The 16,625-nt window shown below is 31.3% G+C and carries 14 protein-coding genes and 1 pseudogene; 5 read left to right on the top strand and 10 right to left on the bottom strand.

What is annotated here, in order from left to right; translation table 11 throughout:
• Positions 1-133: 133 nt before the first annotated feature.
• The 9 genes and pseudogenes from ACQH1W_RS06970 to ACQH1W_RS06930 all read right to left on the bottom strand — a co-directional run bounded on the left by ACQH1W_RS06970 (position 134) and on the right by ACQH1W_RS06930 (position 9,094).
• A pseudogene (locus ACQH1W_RS06970) lies at positions 134-470 on the bottom strand (DUF2610 domain-containing protein).
• 125 nt (positions 471-595) lie between these two features.
• Complete coding sequence (locus ACQH1W_RS06965; RefSeq protein ID WP_341761726.1) at positions 596-1,354, bottom strand: inositol monophosphatase family protein; 759 nt, start codon at positions 1,352-1,354, stop codon at positions 596-598.
• 6 nt (positions 1,355-1,360) lie between these two features.
• Positions 1,361-1,927, bottom strand: coding sequence for an elongation factor P (gene efp, locus ACQH1W_RS06960; RefSeq protein WP_341761725.1), 567 nt, complete (start codon positions 1,925-1,927; stop codon positions 1,361-1,363).
• A gap of 97 nt (positions 1,928-2,024) precedes the next feature.
• On the bottom strand, positions 2,025-2,549 hold the full coding sequence (locus ACQH1W_RS06955) for a methylated-DNA--[protein]-cysteine S-methyltransferase (RefSeq protein ID WP_342279090.1): 525 nt from the start codon (positions 2,547-2,549) through the stop codon (positions 2,025-2,027).
• 1 nt (position 2,550) lies between these two features.
• Positions 2,551-5,844 carry an FAD-dependent oxidoreductase gene (locus ACQH1W_RS06950; protein WP_425361029.1) on the bottom strand — a complete coding sequence of 1,098 codons (3,294 nt, stop codon included), beginning with the start codon at positions 5,842-5,844 and terminating at the stop codon, positions 2,551-2,553.
• Between the two features lie 25 nt (positions 5,845-5,869).
• A complete protein-coding gene (locus ACQH1W_RS06945; RefSeq protein WP_375332670.1) occupies positions 5,870-6,646 on the bottom strand; it encodes an ABC transporter permease in 777 nt (258 codons plus the stop codon).
• Positions 6,646-7,383 (bottom strand): ABC transporter ATP-binding protein, encoded by a 738-nt coding sequence (locus ACQH1W_RS06940; RefSeq protein ID WP_341762772.1) that lies wholly within the window; start codon positions 7,381-7,383, stop codon positions 6,646-6,648. The genes ACQH1W_RS06945 and ACQH1W_RS06940 overlap by 1 nt, the downstream gene beginning before the upstream one ends.
• Positions 7,384-7,666: 283 nt before the next feature.
• A complete protein-coding gene (gene trxA / locus ACQH1W_RS06935; RefSeq protein WP_341762771.1) occupies positions 7,667-7,987 on the bottom strand; it encodes a thioredoxin in 321 nt (106 codons plus the stop codon).
• 273 nt (positions 7,988-8,260) lie between these two features.
• On the bottom strand, positions 8,261-9,094 hold the full coding sequence (locus ACQH1W_RS06930; RefSeq protein WP_375332671.1) for a pyruvate, water dikinase regulatory protein: 834 nt from the start codon (positions 9,092-9,094) through the stop codon (positions 8,261-8,263).
• 394 nt (positions 9,095-9,488) lie between these two features.
• Between ACQH1W_RS06930 and hemE the strand changes: the two genes are divergently transcribed.
• The 4 genes from hemE to ACQH1W_RS06910 all read left to right on the top strand — a co-directional run bounded on the left by hemE (position 9,489) and on the right by ACQH1W_RS06910 (position 13,704).
• Positions 9,489-10,508, top strand: coding sequence for a uroporphyrinogen decarboxylase (hemE, locus tag ACQH1W_RS06925; protein WP_375332672.1), 1,020 nt, complete (start codon positions 9,489-9,491; stop codon positions 10,506-10,508).
• Positions 10,486-11,574, top strand: coding sequence for a ferrochelatase (gene hemH / locus ACQH1W_RS06920; RefSeq protein WP_425361028.1), 1,089 nt, complete (start codon positions 10,486-10,488; stop codon positions 11,572-11,574). The genes hemE and hemH overlap by 23 nt, the downstream gene beginning before the upstream one ends.
• 17 nt (positions 11,575-11,591) lie before the next feature.
• Positions 11,592-12,029: a protoporphyrinogen oxidase HemJ gene (gene hemJ, locus ACQH1W_RS06915; RefSeq protein ID WP_341761717.1), complete on the top strand. Its 438-nt coding sequence runs from the start codon at positions 11,592-11,594 to the stop codon at positions 12,027-12,029.
• Positions 12,030-12,315: 286 nt separating this feature from the next.
• Complete coding sequence (locus ACQH1W_RS06910; protein ID WP_425361027.1) at positions 12,316-13,704, top strand: MFS transporter; 1,389 nt, start codon at positions 12,316-12,318, stop codon at positions 13,702-13,704.
• On the opposite strand, the gene ACQH1W_RS06905 is transcribed toward ACQH1W_RS06910, so the two are convergent.
• Positions 13,631-14,128: an HD domain-containing protein gene (locus ACQH1W_RS06905; RefSeq protein ID WP_375332675.1), complete on the bottom strand. Its 498-nt coding sequence runs from the start codon at positions 14,126-14,128 to the stop codon at positions 13,631-13,633. The two genes, ACQH1W_RS06910 and ACQH1W_RS06905, sit on opposite strands and share 74 nt — an antisense overlap.
• Positions 14,129-14,531: 403 nt before the next feature.
• Between ACQH1W_RS06905 and ACQH1W_RS06900 the strand changes: the two genes are divergently transcribed.
• The gene (locus ACQH1W_RS06900) at positions 14,532-16,484 is read left to right on the top strand and encodes a primosomal protein N' (protein WP_375332676.1); all 1,953 of its coding nucleotides are present in this window, start codon (positions 14,532-14,534) and stop codon (positions 16,482-16,484) included.
• Positions 16,485-16,625 lie beyond the last annotated feature (141 nt).

Here is a 16,625-nt window from a genome sequence, read left to right as displayed (position 1 = left end):
GTATAACTTCAAGAAGAGCTAGGCAGTAGCAAAGTCGAGCAGCGTAGCGTACATGAGTAACGGAGCAGCGGAGATCATGAAGTACGACGACGTGATGATTAGTTTTCGGAAATGGTATTACATCGAACTCAGGTTAACTAGCAGTCTCACCGTTAACATCATTATTACTATCTTGGTCGTCATTATCACTTTCCGATTCTTCACTTTTTTCAGATTTATCATCCTCTTCTTGTGCAGAACCAAGAGCATACACACACAATTCTTCCAGCAGAACATTATTCTTATTAGCCAGTTCTTGCAGTTTAGTTATCGCATCCATGACCTCAGCTGGTATTTTCCCACCACGTTGCTTTGATAACCAGTCATCCTGAAAATGCAGGGGATGATGCCCCGGCTCAGGGTTGCCCTACATATATGGTAAACGGTGCCATTTGTCCACCAAAATCACAATTAACACTAAACTTTTTCATAACATAACATTAAATTATTAGAATAATATTAGGGATTTCAAGATTTAATCCTAAAAAACTTATCCCTAACAAAATTGTATATGATACAACAAAAAAATAAAAGTAAAAAATTTTGGCAACAAAAATTAACTACTCAATGACGTTTTTTCAAGTAATAGATGTTTAAATTTCTCGGAAAGTTCATAATTAGTAGCAACAAACATTTTGTCATTATTTATTATTGCTCCACCTGATTCTCGGACAATTAAATCAAAGCTAGCTTTTAAAGTGTAATTTAATGATGAAAAATAAACAGCATCAATCTTACCAGCTGCAAGTAATAGCATTCCATAACAATGAGAACCAAAAACCCTAGCATTTTTCAAAAAAACTGGGTTTATGTTAAGATCGTCAGTAGAAATTAGAAAATTATCAAAACTAGAACAAGCAGAAACCCTTAATCTACCACTATTATTAGTGGTATTATTTCCTACCCATACTCCTTTTCCCTTCTCAACATAATAAATCTCATCAAGAGCTGGAAAGTTTATCACAGTACAAACCGTGGTTAAAATTTTATTAATCTTTTTTAAACACGTTATAGATACAGCAAAAAATGGTATACTTTTTTCTAAATTACTCAAACTATCAAGCGGATTTATTAAGAAAACCATCTCAGAAGCGTTATCTAATTCAAACTTATCCTCTGGAAAAAATAAAGAACTTGTATATTTTTGCAACTCATTACGTAATAAATCTTGTGTTTTAATATAAGATTTATTGCAGAAATCATAGTTTCCCTTATTAGATCTTTGAAGCATTTCCAGCTCTAAAAAATCTCTCTTCAAAAACTTAACAGCTTTACATGATGCAGTAATAAGTAAGTTAGTTATAGGTTGTTGCATAAGATATTACTTTGCTCTCTCAACAAAGCTTATATCTTCAATTTTTACAACTATTTTCTCCCCGGTAACTAAATAAGGCGGTACCATTACCTTTACTCCATTGGTTAAAATCGCTGGTTTATAAGAAGACGTTACCGTAGAGCCTTTAATTACAGGATCAGTTTGCATAATTTCAGCAATAACGGTTTGCGGTAATTCAGCATTTAAAGCTTTTTCTTCATAAAACTGTACCTTGAGTACCATATTATCCTCAAGAAATGGCAAACATTCGCCAAGAATTGCCTTATTAATTAAAATCTGCTCAAATGTCTCATTATCCATTAACACGAGATTATCATCTTCAAAATATAGGAATTGTAAATCCTTATTCTCAAGCTGTGCTTTTTCAACGTAATCGGATGAATTAAAACGCTCATTAAGTTTTGTACCAGTTTTTAAATTTTTCATCTCTACTTGCACATAAGCCCCACCTTTACCAGGTTTGGTATGTTCAGGTGTTTTGCTCACAACCCATAAATCATTATTATACACTATAATGTTACCAGCCCTAATAGCATTTGCTGAAATTTTCATATTATTATCACTTATCTAAAATAATTCTTTTGTATATTTGTTCAAGCTGGTTATTCATACCTTTCTAGGTCTATTTTATCATTTTTATCGATAAAGGTCAAAGTATAATGTACATATCCTTATAGCCTTCTTCTAATTCTAAAAGTTTTTTCTTGAGTTCAAGCCCTCCAGCGTAACCAGTTAGTCTACCATCAGTACCTATAACCCTATGACATGGCACTATAATTGACAAAGTGTTGCGTGCCACAGTGTTTGCTACTACACGTACAGATTTAGGAGCAAATATTAAATTTGCAATATCTTTGTAACTCATCACTCTAGCATATGGGATGGCAGAGATGGTAGACCATACTTTCTCCTGAAAATTAGTCCCCGTGAAACGGTAAGGTACGGTAAATTCTTTTCTAGTACCATTTATGTATTCTGTTAGCTCTTGGTAAGTTTGATCGAATATACTGCAATTTTGCTGTTCATGATAGCTACTATCTAAAATTGGCATATGTTTTTGCCCTACAAAATATAAACCTGTTAAAAAATCCCCGTCTGATACCAATAATATATTCAAATCATTTGAGTATATTAGAGCAATTGGTAAGTCTATATATCTATATATTTTTGTCATTTTAATTTTTTTCTTGGAGAGAGTTTTGTTCTAAACGACTTTTACACCCTGTGAAGTCAACTATTTTTGCATCTTGATCTTGGCAGGAACAAGTAAAAATATATTTCCTTTCATCTGTAACTTCCTGAATGCATTGTCCGCAAATACCTTTCATCATACACTGCATAGGAGAATTAAGACTTACTATTAGTTGAGTTTTGTTACCAAAAGAATTATCTTTTATATCGCTTATAGCTTCCATCATTTCTGTACTACCCGCAGCTATTATCCTATCTATGCTAAAATTTTTCCAAAGGTAACAATGCCCCATTATAGCATACACCAAATCGCCCTTAACACTAATATCTTCCGCCCTATTTTTTGATAAAATACCTTCTTCACAACACCAAACTACTATATCTGCTGCTTCTTCTATTCTTTCTTGATAGAACCTATCTTGTAAATTTTTATAACCAGCAAAATATATAATTTTACAATTATTATTTTTAAGAGCCTTAGCTATTGAGCATAAAACTGCATTTCCAACTCCTCCACCAACAAGCACTACATTGCTATCCTTTAATATCTCAGTTGGCTTACCACTAGGTCCCATTAGTACTACTAGTTCATTTTGCGATAAATATCTACATAATTTACTTGATTTACCATTTTGCCAAATTATCAAATGAATTAACCCTTTTTCTGAATCAACATAAGCTCCAGTGACAGCCAATGGTTCAATAATTTTTGAAATATCACTAGAATAATTTTGTAAACGGAAAAATTGTCCCGGTTGAAAATTTTGAGCAGCGAGAGGAGAATGTATTACCAGCTCTACTATCTTATAAGATAAAATATCAATCCGTTTGATACGGCTAGTTAGCAAATAATCTAGTTTAGCGAAGAAATCTAGATTATTACCAAAAAAACTTGGTTTATTTTTGATAAGTTTTTTTCCAATAAACTTGTACCCCTCTTTACTACTTGCTAAGGCTTTAACCACACTTCCAGAGTACTGAGGATTACAATCACCAAAATATGTTAGACTTCCTGCATAAGTCAATCTAGTTGGTAATTTTGTCGTCGAAACTCGCCTGTGCTCCTCACGTACGCCTGTGTACGCTGCGGTGCTCGGCTTCGTTTCTCCTGAAAATTCCTCAACTATTTTTGACTTATCTAGGAAGTCTGTTATACTCGAATGATTTTCCAAATAACTATTATATTTATGCGTACCTATTGCCATAAGTACAGTCCTTACCTTAAATTTTTTCCTTATACCTAAATTATCAAATTCTATTGATTCAGCGTAAGTATACTGATCAACATCAATGCCTAAAGGTATCATATTTTCAGCAAAATTTACACCTGCAGCCATAGCATACATAACTTCCTCAGGATTTAACTTGTAGGCAGGAGAATCCTTTAATTTTCCTCTATAACAAATTGTTACTCCACCTAGTTCATCTAAGATTTTCTTTATAGATTCTTTATTTTGTGCTTGCCTAAATAATTTTGCATGCAAGATAAATTCTTCGGCTATTAATCTGTCCTCATCTGTCCAATTTTGTTCTGTATGATTTTTCCCATTCTCTTCAACTGATAATTCATACTTTTTTAGAAATTTTTCTACTTGTAACTTATAATAATTCAAACTCTCAGTTGCTGCATCAATAGAGGTCAGTCCCCCACCAATGATAATAATAGGCATCCTAATAAGCAAATTAGTATTAGATTGTTCTAAAAAAGCTCCTCCTGATTGTAAGGTCATTAGAAAGTCGGAGGCTGTTTTTACACCTTTTGCAAGAAAATTTTTCATTTGGGCGATTTTAGGCTTACCAGCTCCAACACACAAGGCAACATGGTCAAATCCTAAATGAAATACCTGCTCCATAGTTATATTACTATCTAAACTTACACCACCAAAAAGCTTAAAATGACTGTTTCTCTCCAGTATCAGACGTAATATAGTTAAATTATTTTTATTCCACCTTGCAGTAATACCATACTCGGCTACTCCTCCAAAACCTTCAGGTATTTTTTCTGATAAGTTTTTTTTATAATCAGACCAATATTTAATAGGCTTGTTAATATCAAAAGGTAATGGGATGATTTTTAAGCCATCTATAGCTACTACAGTATGTCCGTCTCGTAATAAATAATGGCTTAAACTAAACCCAGCTGGTCCTTGACCCACTACTAAAACTTTGTAATTAGTTGGAGGCTTCGGCATCAGAGCAAAAATGTTAAGTGGATTCCAATTGGTAAGTAATAAATATATTTCCACCCCGTAAGGTAGAAGCAAAGTAGTTTCCAAAATATTAGATTCAACAAGAGGAATATCTACAGGTTCTTGCTTTTGATAAATGCAAGCATTGGAACAATCATTACAAATCCTATGACCGGTAGCAGCTACCATTGGATTATCAATGACAATAATAGCAAGAGCAGCTAAATTAAATCCCTTGGACTTTACATAATTCATCTCAGAGATTTTCTGCTTCAGCGGACAGCCCGACTTTGATGGCGTAATCGGTAGTATATTTGCAGAATCATTCGAGTATAACCCTTTAGAACACGAGTCTTTTCCCTGTTTATGACAGTAGATACAATAGTGAGTAGCATTTAAGACTGTATCTAGATTAGATATAGGATTTAAACAATCAAACCCTACTCTTACATGTTTTTTATATTTAGCTACCTTATTAAAATCTATTAAATTATTTTTATCTATTTTATTTGGTAAAGAAAATAATATATTTTCAGATTCATTAAATCTCCTTTGAAAATCTACTCCTGCAAGAGGTCTATTATAAACCATAAAGGCAGCATATTTTGCTGCTATATCTAACTCAAAAGCATATTTTTCATCATCTAATTGCCATTTTATTACTTGACGAGCAAACTTGTTTTGGGTAAACTCCTCTCCTAAAAGTTTTTCTAAAAAAATTGATACACTATCAAAATCAATCTCTTTTAGTTTTTCAGGAGGATATTTTTTTACTGCAATACGCTGGATGAATTTTCTCTTACACTCATAAATTACATCAAACTCTTTATGACTAAATCTTAGATTGGCTATTTCTTGTTCAATACAAAATAACTTAGCTAGAAAATCATCAAAAACAGGCGAAATTTCTAATAAAAAATCTGAGTAATATTTTTGATCAACTTGATCGGGATTAGCCCTTAACAATAAAATAATTTCATAAAGAGAATAACTATGGCTACGCAGAAAATTTAGAAAAATTTCATCTAATTTTTTTAAGCCTTCTAATCTATTCAGATCTATAAAATCTAAACCAAAAGCAAGTGTCATATAGCTAAAACCTTCTTTAGATTAGCTATATATAATATATGACATTTTTAGAAAAAAATCTGTAGCCAAGATAACTGAAAAATGAAACAATAACGGCTACAATAAAAGATTTTATAATCATAAATACATCTGGCAACACTCCTTCTATTACTAAAAATTGAACTGGTCTTATGACAAGAAAAATGGGGTTAATTTCAAAAAATATTTTCTTTGATTCTGGTACCATAGAATATGGGTACACTATTGGTATAGTCCAATATGCAACATTCAAAATCAAATTTAATAGCTGTGGAACATCACGTATATAAGGAGTTAAAAATGCAAATGCGATAGAACTACTAATCACAGAAATAATCAGCGGCAACACAAGCATTGGTACAAAAAGTATATATACACTAAATCTTTCAGGATATAAAATGATAAAAGCTATATACATAGCTGTAAACGAATAAATTAGGGTATAAACTTGTGTTAAACTATCCGATATAGGAAAGATAGTTCTAGAAATTACTACCTTTTTTATAATACCACTACGATTAATTAATGAATTTGATGACATATTTAAGCTGCTAACAATAAATGTCCATAACGGTAAACCACCGACTAGGTTCATAATCATTGCTTCTCTTGGTAGCTTAAGTAAAAATCCAAAAAAATATGAAATGATCATTATATGCACAAAAGGCTGAACTAAGCCCCATAACGAACCTAAAAAAGAATCTTTATTTTGACGAGATATAGAAGCTTGGGTTAATAATACCACTGACAACCAGTATTTCTTGGAAAAAAAATACTTTATCATTAATAATTCCCACTATTATAAATTTTTAGTATTTCATTTGGATTGCCGTCTGCGATAATACTACCTTCTTTTAATAATACACATCTATTACAATTCTCCTTAATAATATTTTCTTGATGACTTACTAATATTAAAATAGGTATATTTTGTAACTTATTTTTCATAAAATTGGTCGACTTCTCAATAAAATGACTATCACCAGCAGCAAAAACCTCATCTAACAAAAGAATATCTGAATCTTGAAAAGCCGATACAGAAAAAGCCAATCTTGATAACATACCAGAGCTATAATTTTTTACCGGTAAATCTATTTTATTCCCTAGCTCAGAAAAATCTATAATTTCTTGTTCCAGTTCTTTACTGTACTTACCTAACATATTATTATAAATCATAAGCATTTTGATATTTTCTCTGCCAGTTTGCTCTAATTCAAAACCTACTCCCATCTCAATAATGGCGGCAAAGTTACCATGAACTTTAATTTTTCCAAACTTTAATGGGTAAATTCCAGCAATTACTTTAAGCAAAGAACTCTTACCTGAACCATTGCTACCAATAAAGGCAATTTTTTCGCCTCTTTGACAGGAAAGATTTATATTATTTAAGATAGGAATTGACGAAGGAAAAAGTTTACCTCCTTTAATAAAAAAGTGTCTTAAACTTTCTACCCTTTGTTGGTTATTGATTCCTTCTACACAACCATCAGATATCTCTATAAATACTAGTTTAGACGTCATATATTAAAAATATGAGTTATATTTTTACTGAAGAGTTAATCACCTCAATTCGGGATAAGAATTAGTTAATTCTTATCCCGAATTGGCTTTAATATAAGGAAAAATGCATTCTTAAAGCGGTTTTGCGAATGCATTTTAAACCTTTCTAAAGCTAAAAACATGATTTTAAAAGATTGAAATCATGTTTTTAGCAAAATATCAATTTAACAATCAGATGCAGAGCCGTCTCAAATCTGATTGTTTCTATAACTTCACCGAATTTGGGATAAGAATTGGCAAATTCTTATCCCAAATTCGTGTTAATCCATTCTTCAATAATATTTTTGGGGAATACTCCAGTCTTAGTAGCTAGTTGTTTCCCATCTTTAAACAAAATCATTGTAGGTATACTACGAATACCTAAACTTGAAGGTATATTGGGATTTTGATCTATGTCCATTTTAACGATTTTTATTTTTCCCACTAATTCCTTACTTAATTCTTCAATAATAGGTGTTAACATTTTACATGGTCCGCACCATTCAGCCCAAAAATCAACTAATACAGGTGTGGTGGACTCTAAAACTTCTTTATTAAAAGAATCATCTGTTATATTGCTTGCCATAATCTCTTATTTTTAATCTTGTTTTAACAATTAACCTGAGTTTGTCTAGGAAACAATCCATAGATAAATGATGTTACTGGATTGCTTCGTCGGCTTTACATCATCCTCGCAATGACGGTTTAACCCTTACAACAGCACTTCGCTAATAGATGGTTTTTTTACTTTCAGCAGTTATGGACATCGTTTTTAGCCAAAACCTTCTCGGGTTAACTATATAATCATACTAAGTAAAATTCTTATTGTAAATGACTGCTTTAAGTTTACTTAAAAATGTTAGTATCTAAAATTGTTAAGAACATATTTCTTACGATCATAATAAAGTTTCATAGCTACAGCAGCGGTTTCTTCTACAGATCTTCTTGAAACATCAATTATTGGCCATCCTTGTTGCTCGCAAATTTGTTTTACTTGCATACATTCTTCTTGGACTATTTTAAAATCTGTATAATTAGTATTATCGCTCATCTGTAGTGAATGCATTCTAGTTTCTCTTATTTCAATTAGCCGAGTTGGGTTAATAATCAAACCAATTACAAGCTGTTTTGTAATGCTACCTAACAAGTCTAAAAACGGATAACCATGAATATAAGGCACATTTGCTGTTTTAAATCCATTATATGCTAGATATACGGAAGTTGGAGTTTTTGATGTCCTAGAAGGACCAATCAGAATAATATCAGCTTCGTCTAATTCACTAGTCATCTGACCATCATCATGTCTAAGAGTATAATCAATAGCATGAATCTTATCAAAATAACCTTCATCAAATTTATAATCATAAACTAAACTTTCTTCTGTTTCCACACCTAAAAAAACTGAAATTTCTTTTACAATTCTACCTACAACAGAGATACAAGGAATTTTTAAATCATAACAAAATTTAGTTAAATTTCTTCTTAGTTCATGATCTAAGATAGTGTATAATACAATGCTTGGTTTCATCTTGATCTTTTTCAAAACCTCATTTAATGATTCTGCATTTCTTAACATTGGCCAATGATACAATTTTGACTCAATTTTGCTAAATTGTGACAAAGCACTATTAGCTGCATGTTTAACTGTTTGCACTGAAGAATCTGAAACTAAGTGAATAATCAGCTTACTCATAGTTTATTAATCTTTGTGGATAACTTTTTATTCATATTTTAATCTCTATATTAAAAGTAATCAATAACTACTCATATATATCCTGTATATAGAGGTTAATAACCTCTATAATTTAAAGAATAATTTTGTGGATAATTTTGTGTGTAAAATGCTAGATATCTAATGTCCTTCACGTTTTCTCATTCTACACACATAAACCACTATAAATTATCCACTAAAAAAATAATCCTATGAATAATGTGAGTAATAATTATAATCAATAAACCTTACTAGTAATTTAGCAATAAAAAAATGTGTATAACTATGTGTATATATAATTAATCTACATATTAACAATGTCTACATCAACTAAAAAAATATTATATATAATATATAGATTATTATGGATTATTTCATGAATCAGCTTTTACAAACTTTTAAGAAAAAAAATAATCTTGTACCTATTTGGTTAATGCGTCAAGCTGGTAGATATTTACCTGAATATCAAAAAATAAGAAAAACTGTTAGTGATTTCTTAGATATATGCTATAATGTTGATAAGGCTGTAGAGGTGACTTTACAACCAATAAGGAGGTATGGCTTTGATGCTGCTATAATTTTTTCTGACATTTTGGTTTTACCTGATGCACTTGGCTGGGATGTAAAATTTGAAGAAAATATAGGACCAATATTACGTAAATTTCAATCAAAAGAAGATTTTAAATATCTTGAAGAAAATTCTAATGGAAAACTAAATGTAATTTATGAAATAATCAATAAAACTAAAGAAAATTTGCCAGTTGATACTGCATTGATAGGTTTTGTCGGTAGTCCATGGACGGTAATGACTTATATGCTTGAAGGAAGAGGCAAACAAAGTTTTGAAACAAGTAAAAAATTTATTTATGAAAATAATAACCTAGCACAAGAACTTCTAGACTTTATTACTGAAAAAACTATTATTCATTTAATAGGACAAATAAAAGCTGGGGCAGATTTAGTACAATTATTCGATTCATGGGCAGGGATATTAGAAGAAGCAGAATATGATCAGTTTGTAGTGCAACCAACAAAAAAAATAGTAGTAGCTTTAAAAAAACAGTTTCCATATTTACCGATTATAGGTTTTCCAAGAGGTTCTGGGATTTTATATGAAAAATATATTAGTAATACTGGAGTGGATGCTATTGGAGTAGATCAGTTTGTACCAGCTAGTGCCATGAAATTATGGAGTGAGAAAATTATTGTGCAAGGTAATTTAGACCCATTTATATTGCTTACTAATAAAGAAATTATCGCAGAAAAAGTAAGTAAAATAATTGCAAACTTTAAAGAAAAAAATTTTGTATTTAATCTTGGACATGGTGTTTTACCAAATACACCAGTTGAAAATGTTGAGTTTTTAGTTAATTATGTTAGAGAATTTAAATACTAAAATATCTCAAAAAAAAATAGCCATCGTACTTTTTAATCTTGGTGGACCAGATAGCTTAAGCTCAGTTAAACGATTTCTATTTAACTTATTTTATGATAAAGCAATTATTAACCTACCAAATCCCCTAAGGTTTATTCTTGCTAAGATAATATCAATTACTAGAAATAGAAAATCTCAGGAAATATATTCTCTAGTAGGTAATAATTCACCTATTTTACAAGAAACAGAATCTCAAAAAGATGCTATTACAGAGAAGTTAAAACAAACTCTGAAAGAGGATTTTAGGATTTTTATAGCAATGCGTTATTCTTATCCTGATTCCGAAGAAGCAGTAAGAAAAATAAATGAGTATAACCCTTCAGAAATAATATTGTTACCATTATACCCACATTTTTCTAGCACCACTACTGGATCTTCGATTAAAGATTTTATATCTTCTCTTTATAAAAATAAAAGTGAATATTCCCAAAATATTAAAACTATTTGTTGTTATCCTATCGATGACGAATTTATTAAAGCTCATTTATCATTAATAAAGCAATCATTTAAAAAATTGAAAAACAAAAAAAATTTTCGTATATTATTTTCAGCTCATGGTCTGCCTGTAAAAATAATAAAAGCAGGAGATCCATATCAGTGGCAGATTGAAAAGACTGTAGAAAGTTTGGTGTCTAAGCTTAGTATAGATAATTTAGATTATAAAATAACTTATCAAAGTCGTGTTGGTCCAGTGGAATGGCTTAAACCTAATACAGAGGATGAAATTGAGATAGCAGGCAAAGAAGATAAATCTCTTATAATAGTCCCAATAGCATTTGTATCAGAACATGTTGAAACGCTGGTAGAATTGGACATTGAATATAGAAAGATTGCTGGTAGGTACAAAATAGAATATATTAGGACTCCTGCTCTTGGAATAAATAAATTGTTCATCAATAGCATAACTAAAATGGTATCAAATTTAGTTAATTATGGTTTCGATACAAAAAATTTGATATGTAGTTCAATTAATAAAAGAGTATGTCCTTATAATTTTACTATGTGTCCTTGTAATTTAAAAAACTAAGTAATGGGATAAAATTAATGGCTAGTTATTATTTATGGTTTAAAGCATTCCATCTTGTATCAGCAATTTCTTGGATGATAGGTTTACTATACCTACCAAGATTATATGTCTACCACACTAAAGTTGTAGTAGGTAGTGAAACTGACAAGATGTTTCAATTAATGGAAAAAAGGTTACTTAGAATAATTATGAATCCGGCTATGATCAGCACTTATACTTTAGGTATAATAAATAGTTACATATATGGGCTAGTAGCTTTAGGAACATGGTTTTACGTAAAAATGACAGCAGTTCTAGGTATCACTATTTTTCATGGTTTATTAGCTAGATGGAGGAAGAATTTTGTTGAAGGCAAAAATAATCATTCTGAAAGATTTTATCGTATCATTAATGAAGTACCAGCACTGTTGATGATAGTGGCTGTTGTTATGGTTATTGTTAAACCATTTGATTAATATATTTTTCTACTTTATTATTTATATTACTGATTTCTAATCGTGACGCATATAACAATTATTGAAGTAAGTAATTAACCTATGGGTGATGTCACCCTAGGCTATTAAACCAATGTCTTCTAACAAACTGGTTTGAAAGAAGGTTTTATTTTTACCATAGCTCACCACCAACAGTTTGTTTATGTTATTACATAATGCTTAGCATTTTGTTTGGTGCTTACATCTAAATGAGGTTAATTATTATAGTTAACTATAGATAACATAACAGTGAAGTTTAAACAACTATATGAGCAAAATTGTCCAAGCAGATAATAAGATTATGCAAAAACAGACTAGTTTAACTAAAGAACAAAAAGAGGTTGTTGGATTACTTTCAATAGGGACATTTCTCGAGTATTTTGACTTAATGCTTTATGTGCATATGGCGGTATTGCTTAATGAGTTGTTTTTTCCAAAAACTGACCCGCATACGGCTACTCTCCTTTCAGCCGCTGCTTTTTGTTCTACTTACTTGCTTAGACCATTTGGTGCATTAATATTTGGTTGGATAGGTGACAATGTAGGAAGAAAAGCATCTGTAGTCATTACAACTTTTTTAATGGCAATATCTTGTTTTGTCATGGCTAATTTGCCAACTTTTGCTCAAATAGGGATTGCTGCAGCTTGGCTGGTGACAATATGTCGTATTGTGCAAGGTATGACTTCTATGGGGGAAATCACAGGAGCCCAATTATACCTAACAGAGTATCTACAACCACCAGGACGATATGTTTCTGTAGCTACAATAGTTTTTTGTGCTGCCTTTGGAGGTTTTGCTGCTTTAGGTGTAGCCTCTCTTGTTATTTCTTATGCTCTTAATTGGCGACTGGCTTTTTGGTTTGGTGCAGGCGTGGCATTAGTTGGTATGATTGCTAGGACAACGCTGCGAGAAACGCCTGAATTTGCTGACGCTAAACGTCGATTAAACAGAACTTTTTATCAGTTGAAATATGTCGGATCTAACATCAATGTTGAACGAGCAATGCAAGATACTCTCAATATTCAAGAAAAAATTAATTGGAAAACAGCAATAAGTTTACTGTTAGTAGATTGTATATGGTCAGTAATTTTTTATTTTACTTATATACATTGTGCTAATATTTTAAAATATTCGTTTCACTATACAGCTGAGCAAATTATTCACAATAACTTTATTGTATCTGCTATGTTACTAGGAAATATGGTTTTTGTGCTGTATTTCACCAGTAAACATCATCCACTAGTGATATTAAAGACAAGATTAATTTTAGTTTCCATATATTTCCTAGTGATTCCATATTTATTGAATAATGCAACAACTGGCTTTGATATATTGATAATTCAGTCTTTACTATTATTTGTTGCATGCGAAGTATCACCAGCTAATGCAATATTCTTCAAGCATTTTCCAGTCTTTAAACGTTTTACTTATACTAGTGCGATATACGCTGCATCCCGAGCTTTAGTATATGTTATTACTTCTGTTAGCCTTGTGTATTTAACAGATTATTTTAGTCATTGGGGATTGTATTTTATTACAATCCCAACAGTTGTGGGTTGTGCATATGGATTATCACATTTTATTAAACTCGAGAAAGATGCTGGAAATCTTTCTGAAAAGAAAACTTATCTAGACTCTGTAACAAATATTGCTTAGATGATATAGTAGGTAAATATTGGTAACATAGCTCTATTAGTTTTTTTTCTAAACCAATTGCTTCTAAGTGTATAGCTAGACGTATAAATTCTTCTATAGTTTCCTCAATAATCTTCCTAGCTTTTTCAGGTGACTTAACTCCTATAGTTTGTAAGTTGTGAATTCGGTCGAAAATTTTAATAAATGCTACATCATATTTTTTTTGTTGATATAATAAATCTAAAATCTCTTTGGAGCTAATCTTGCCGTGAGGCTTAACCCTAGTTAAAGCTTCCACTTGACTAGCTACTATACTTCCAAAAATATATTCAATCATCTTTTCTGTCAGTTTTGTATCCTCGATAGTATCATGCAGTATACTGGTAACAATCATGTCAGTTCTGAAATAGCTTGGAATTTCTGATGCTGCATATTCCGCTACCATATACGCTACTTCAATCGGATGTGAGTAATAGGGTTCGCCAGACTGCCTCTCATTTGGCTGCCGTGATATTTTTTGGCGTAATAAATAGCCTTTCTAACCTCATCAATATCTATTGGTCGGTTTACTTCCTCATTTATCTTACGTAATTTGTTCAGTAACCTAGTAGCATATTGACAAGGTGCATACTTTGAGTTGTCCCAATAGTTAATATCTGCCATAAAAAACTATAATATTTTAAATCACTATACAAGTTAAACTAAAAATTAGAATATTACTAGGAATTTATTATATTTTTTTTGAAAAAGATCAATATTTTTGCATTTTGTTGTTGTTTATCTATTAGTGCTTCTGATAATTAGTATATAGTATATGGTATACTCAAATGACCTGAAAATGAATTTCAATGCAAGTTGCCAAAATATTATTACCATTAGCTAAGCTTTTCCCGTTGGATTATTTAATTCCAAATGAATTAAAATTAGCTATAGGAGATTTAGTAGTTGTCCCATTTAGAAATAAAGAATTAACGGGTATAGTTTGGCAATTAGATACTGAAGTTTCAGAGGGAACTATTAAAATCAAATCTATTAAACAGAAAGTGCCACTTGAATTTAGGTTTAATCAGGAAATATTAGATTTAATTAAATGGGCTGCTAATTATTATATGACTTCACTTGGTTCGGTTGCTAAGTTGGCTTTGCCGATCGATATTGCCCAGCAACCTATAAAAATAAAGCATCAAGAATTAAACAAAGATTTTATTTTGCCAACTCTTTCAATAGAGCAACAAGAAGCACTTTCTCTATTAAGTCAATCGGATAAACCATCAATTATTAAGGGAGTAACCGGATCAGGTAAAACAGAAATTTACTTTCATCTATTGGCTGATTATTTGAAGCAAGGTAACCAAATATTGATAATGTTACCAGAAATTGCTTTAAGTCAGCAAATTATAAATCGTTTTATAGCACGCTTTGGCTTTCAGCCAGTAATATGGAATTCTGTAGTTACTAAAGCTCAGAAAAAGATGATTTTAAGGGGTTTGCTCAACAATGAAATTAAAGTTATAATTGGTGCTAGAAGTAGTCTATTTCTACCGTATAGTAATCTTGGATTAATTATTATTGATGAAGAGCATGATAGTTCTTATAAGCAAGATGATGGTATATTATATAATGCTCGCGATGTGGCGGTATTGCGGGGAAGCTTATCCAAAATAAAAGTAGTATTATGCTCGGCTACTCCGTCTATTGAAACACTTTATAACGTAAGTACCAATAAGTATCAATTAATTGAATTGTCAAATCGTTATCAGGAGGCAACTTTGCCAGAAATTCAAATAATTGATATGAAAAAGGAGAAATTATCAAAAAATTCTTACTTATCTAAGGAGTTAATAGCATTAATTGGTAAAAAGCTAGCAAGTAAAGAGCAGGTGTTATTATTTTTGAATCGTAGGGGTTATGCCCCTGTGATGCTATGTAAACTTTGTGGTTATCGTTTTACTTGTAATTCTTGCTCTGCTTGGTTAGTGGTACATAAATCTAGCAAAAAACTTGAATGTCACCATTGTGGTTATCAAAGTAGGATTCATATTTTTTGTCCTGATTGTCGGGAAGAAGAGTCTTTAACTGTTTGTGGTCCTGGGATTGAAAGAATTGAAGAAGAAACTAGGCATCTTTTTCCTGATAGTAAAATTGCGGTAATTAGCAAAGATTATGCCCAAAAACCTGAAAAGATCCGCGAATTACTATATAAAATGGAGCATTCTGAGATTGATATTCTAATTGGTACTCAGATGATTACTAAAGGTTATCACTTTCCCAACCTTACTTTAGTAGGTGTTGTTGATGCTGATCTTGGGGCTATTAGTAGTGGAGACTTGCGGTCAAGTGAACGCAATTATCAACTACTTCACCAAGTAGGAGGTAGGGCAGGAAGAGAAGATAAAAAAGGTCTAGTATTAATGCAAACTTATTACCCAGATAATGCTATATTTAGTTATATAAAAAATGGAGGAGATCAGTTTTTACAATATGAACTTGAAACAAGGCAAGCAGAGAATATGCCTCCTTTCACCAAAATGGCATCAATAATTTTGTCTGGGAAAAATGAGCATAAAGTGCTTGAAATATCCAAAACTCTAGTTGCAATTGCACCAAAAAGTTCAGCTAGAATACTCGGGCCATCTAGTGCATTAATGTTTAAATTAGCAGGAAAGTTTCGCTACCGTATTCTAATCATAGTGGATAGGAAATTTAATTTACAAAAATTTTTACAAACATGGTTAAGTTTAATCAAAATCCCTGCTTTTTGTCATTTGAAAGTGGATATAGATCCTAAGAGTTTTTATTGATATTACTTTCACGGTTATCCAAGTAAAAGCTTTAGCTAGTACTACATTTGTAGTTATTTACAATGTCGTCATCCCCGTGAAGGCGTTTTGGTGTCCGGTTTAAGTCGGTGATGTCATCCTAGACCAGTGAGAGCCTTCGGT

Origin of the sequence: Candidatus Tisiphia endosymbiont of Stenodema calcarata (genome assembly GCF_964030695.1) — a bacterium.
Taxonomy (GTDB): domain Bacteria; phylum Pseudomonadota; class Alphaproteobacteria; order Rickettsiales; family Rickettsiaceae; genus Tisiphia.
Note: the sequence above shows the minus strand (reverse complement) of the source record. Positions and strands in the feature narration are given on the sequence as shown.

Excerpts from the sequence above, each read along its gene's own strand:
- ACQH1W_RS06905 (WP_375332675.1), bottom strand. The coding sequence starts at position 14,128 with ATGGTAGCGGAATATGCAGCATCAGAAATTCCAAGCTATTTCAGAACT.
- ACQH1W_RS06900 (WP_375332676.1), top strand. The coding sequence starts at position 14,532 with ATGCAAGTTGCCAAAATATTATTACCATTAGCTAAGCTTTTCCCGTTG.
- trxA (WP_341762771.1), bottom strand. The coding sequence starts at position 7,987 with ATGGCAAGCAATATAACAGATGATTCTTTTAATAAAGAAGTTTTAGAG.
- ACQH1W_RS06940 (WP_341762772.1), bottom strand. The coding sequence starts at position 7,383 with ATGACGTCTAAACTAGTATTTATAGAGATATCTGATGGTTGTGTAGAA.
- ACQH1W_RS06955 (WP_342279090.1), bottom strand. The coding sequence starts at position 2,549 with ATGACAAAAATATATAGATATATAGACTTACCAATTGCTCTAATATAC.
- efp (WP_341761725.1), bottom strand. The coding sequence starts at position 1,927 with ATGAAAATTTCAGCAAATGCTATTAGGGCTGGTAACATTATAGTGTAT.
- ACQH1W_RS06930 (WP_375332671.1), bottom strand. The coding sequence starts at position 9,094 with ATGAGTAAGCTGATTATTCACTTAGTTTCAGATTCTTCAGTGCAAACA.
- hemE (WP_375332672.1), top strand. The coding sequence starts at position 9,489 with ATGAATCAGCTTTTACAAACTTTTAAGAAAAAAAATAATCTTGTACCT.
- ACQH1W_RS06910 (WP_425361027.1), top strand. The coding sequence starts at position 12,316 with ATGAGCAAAATTGTCCAAGCAGATAATAAGATTATGCAAAAACAGACT.
- hemH (WP_425361028.1), top strand. The coding sequence starts at position 10,486 with ATGTTAGAGAATTTAAATACTAAAATATCTCAAAAAAAAATAGCCATC.
- hemJ (WP_341761717.1), top strand. The coding sequence starts at position 11,592 with ATGGCTAGTTATTATTTATGGTTTAAAGCATTCCATCTTGTATCAGCA.
- ACQH1W_RS06945 (WP_375332670.1), bottom strand. The coding sequence starts at position 6,646 with ATGATAAAGTATTTTTTTTCCAAGAAATACTGGTTGTCAGTGGTATTA.
- ACQH1W_RS06965 (WP_341761726.1), bottom strand. The coding sequence starts at position 1,354 with ATGCAACAACCTATAACTAACTTACTTATTACTGCATCATGTAAAGCT.
- ACQH1W_RS06950 (WP_425361029.1), bottom strand. The coding sequence starts at position 5,844 with ATGACACTTGCTTTTGGTTTAGATTTTATAGATCTGAATAGATTAGAA.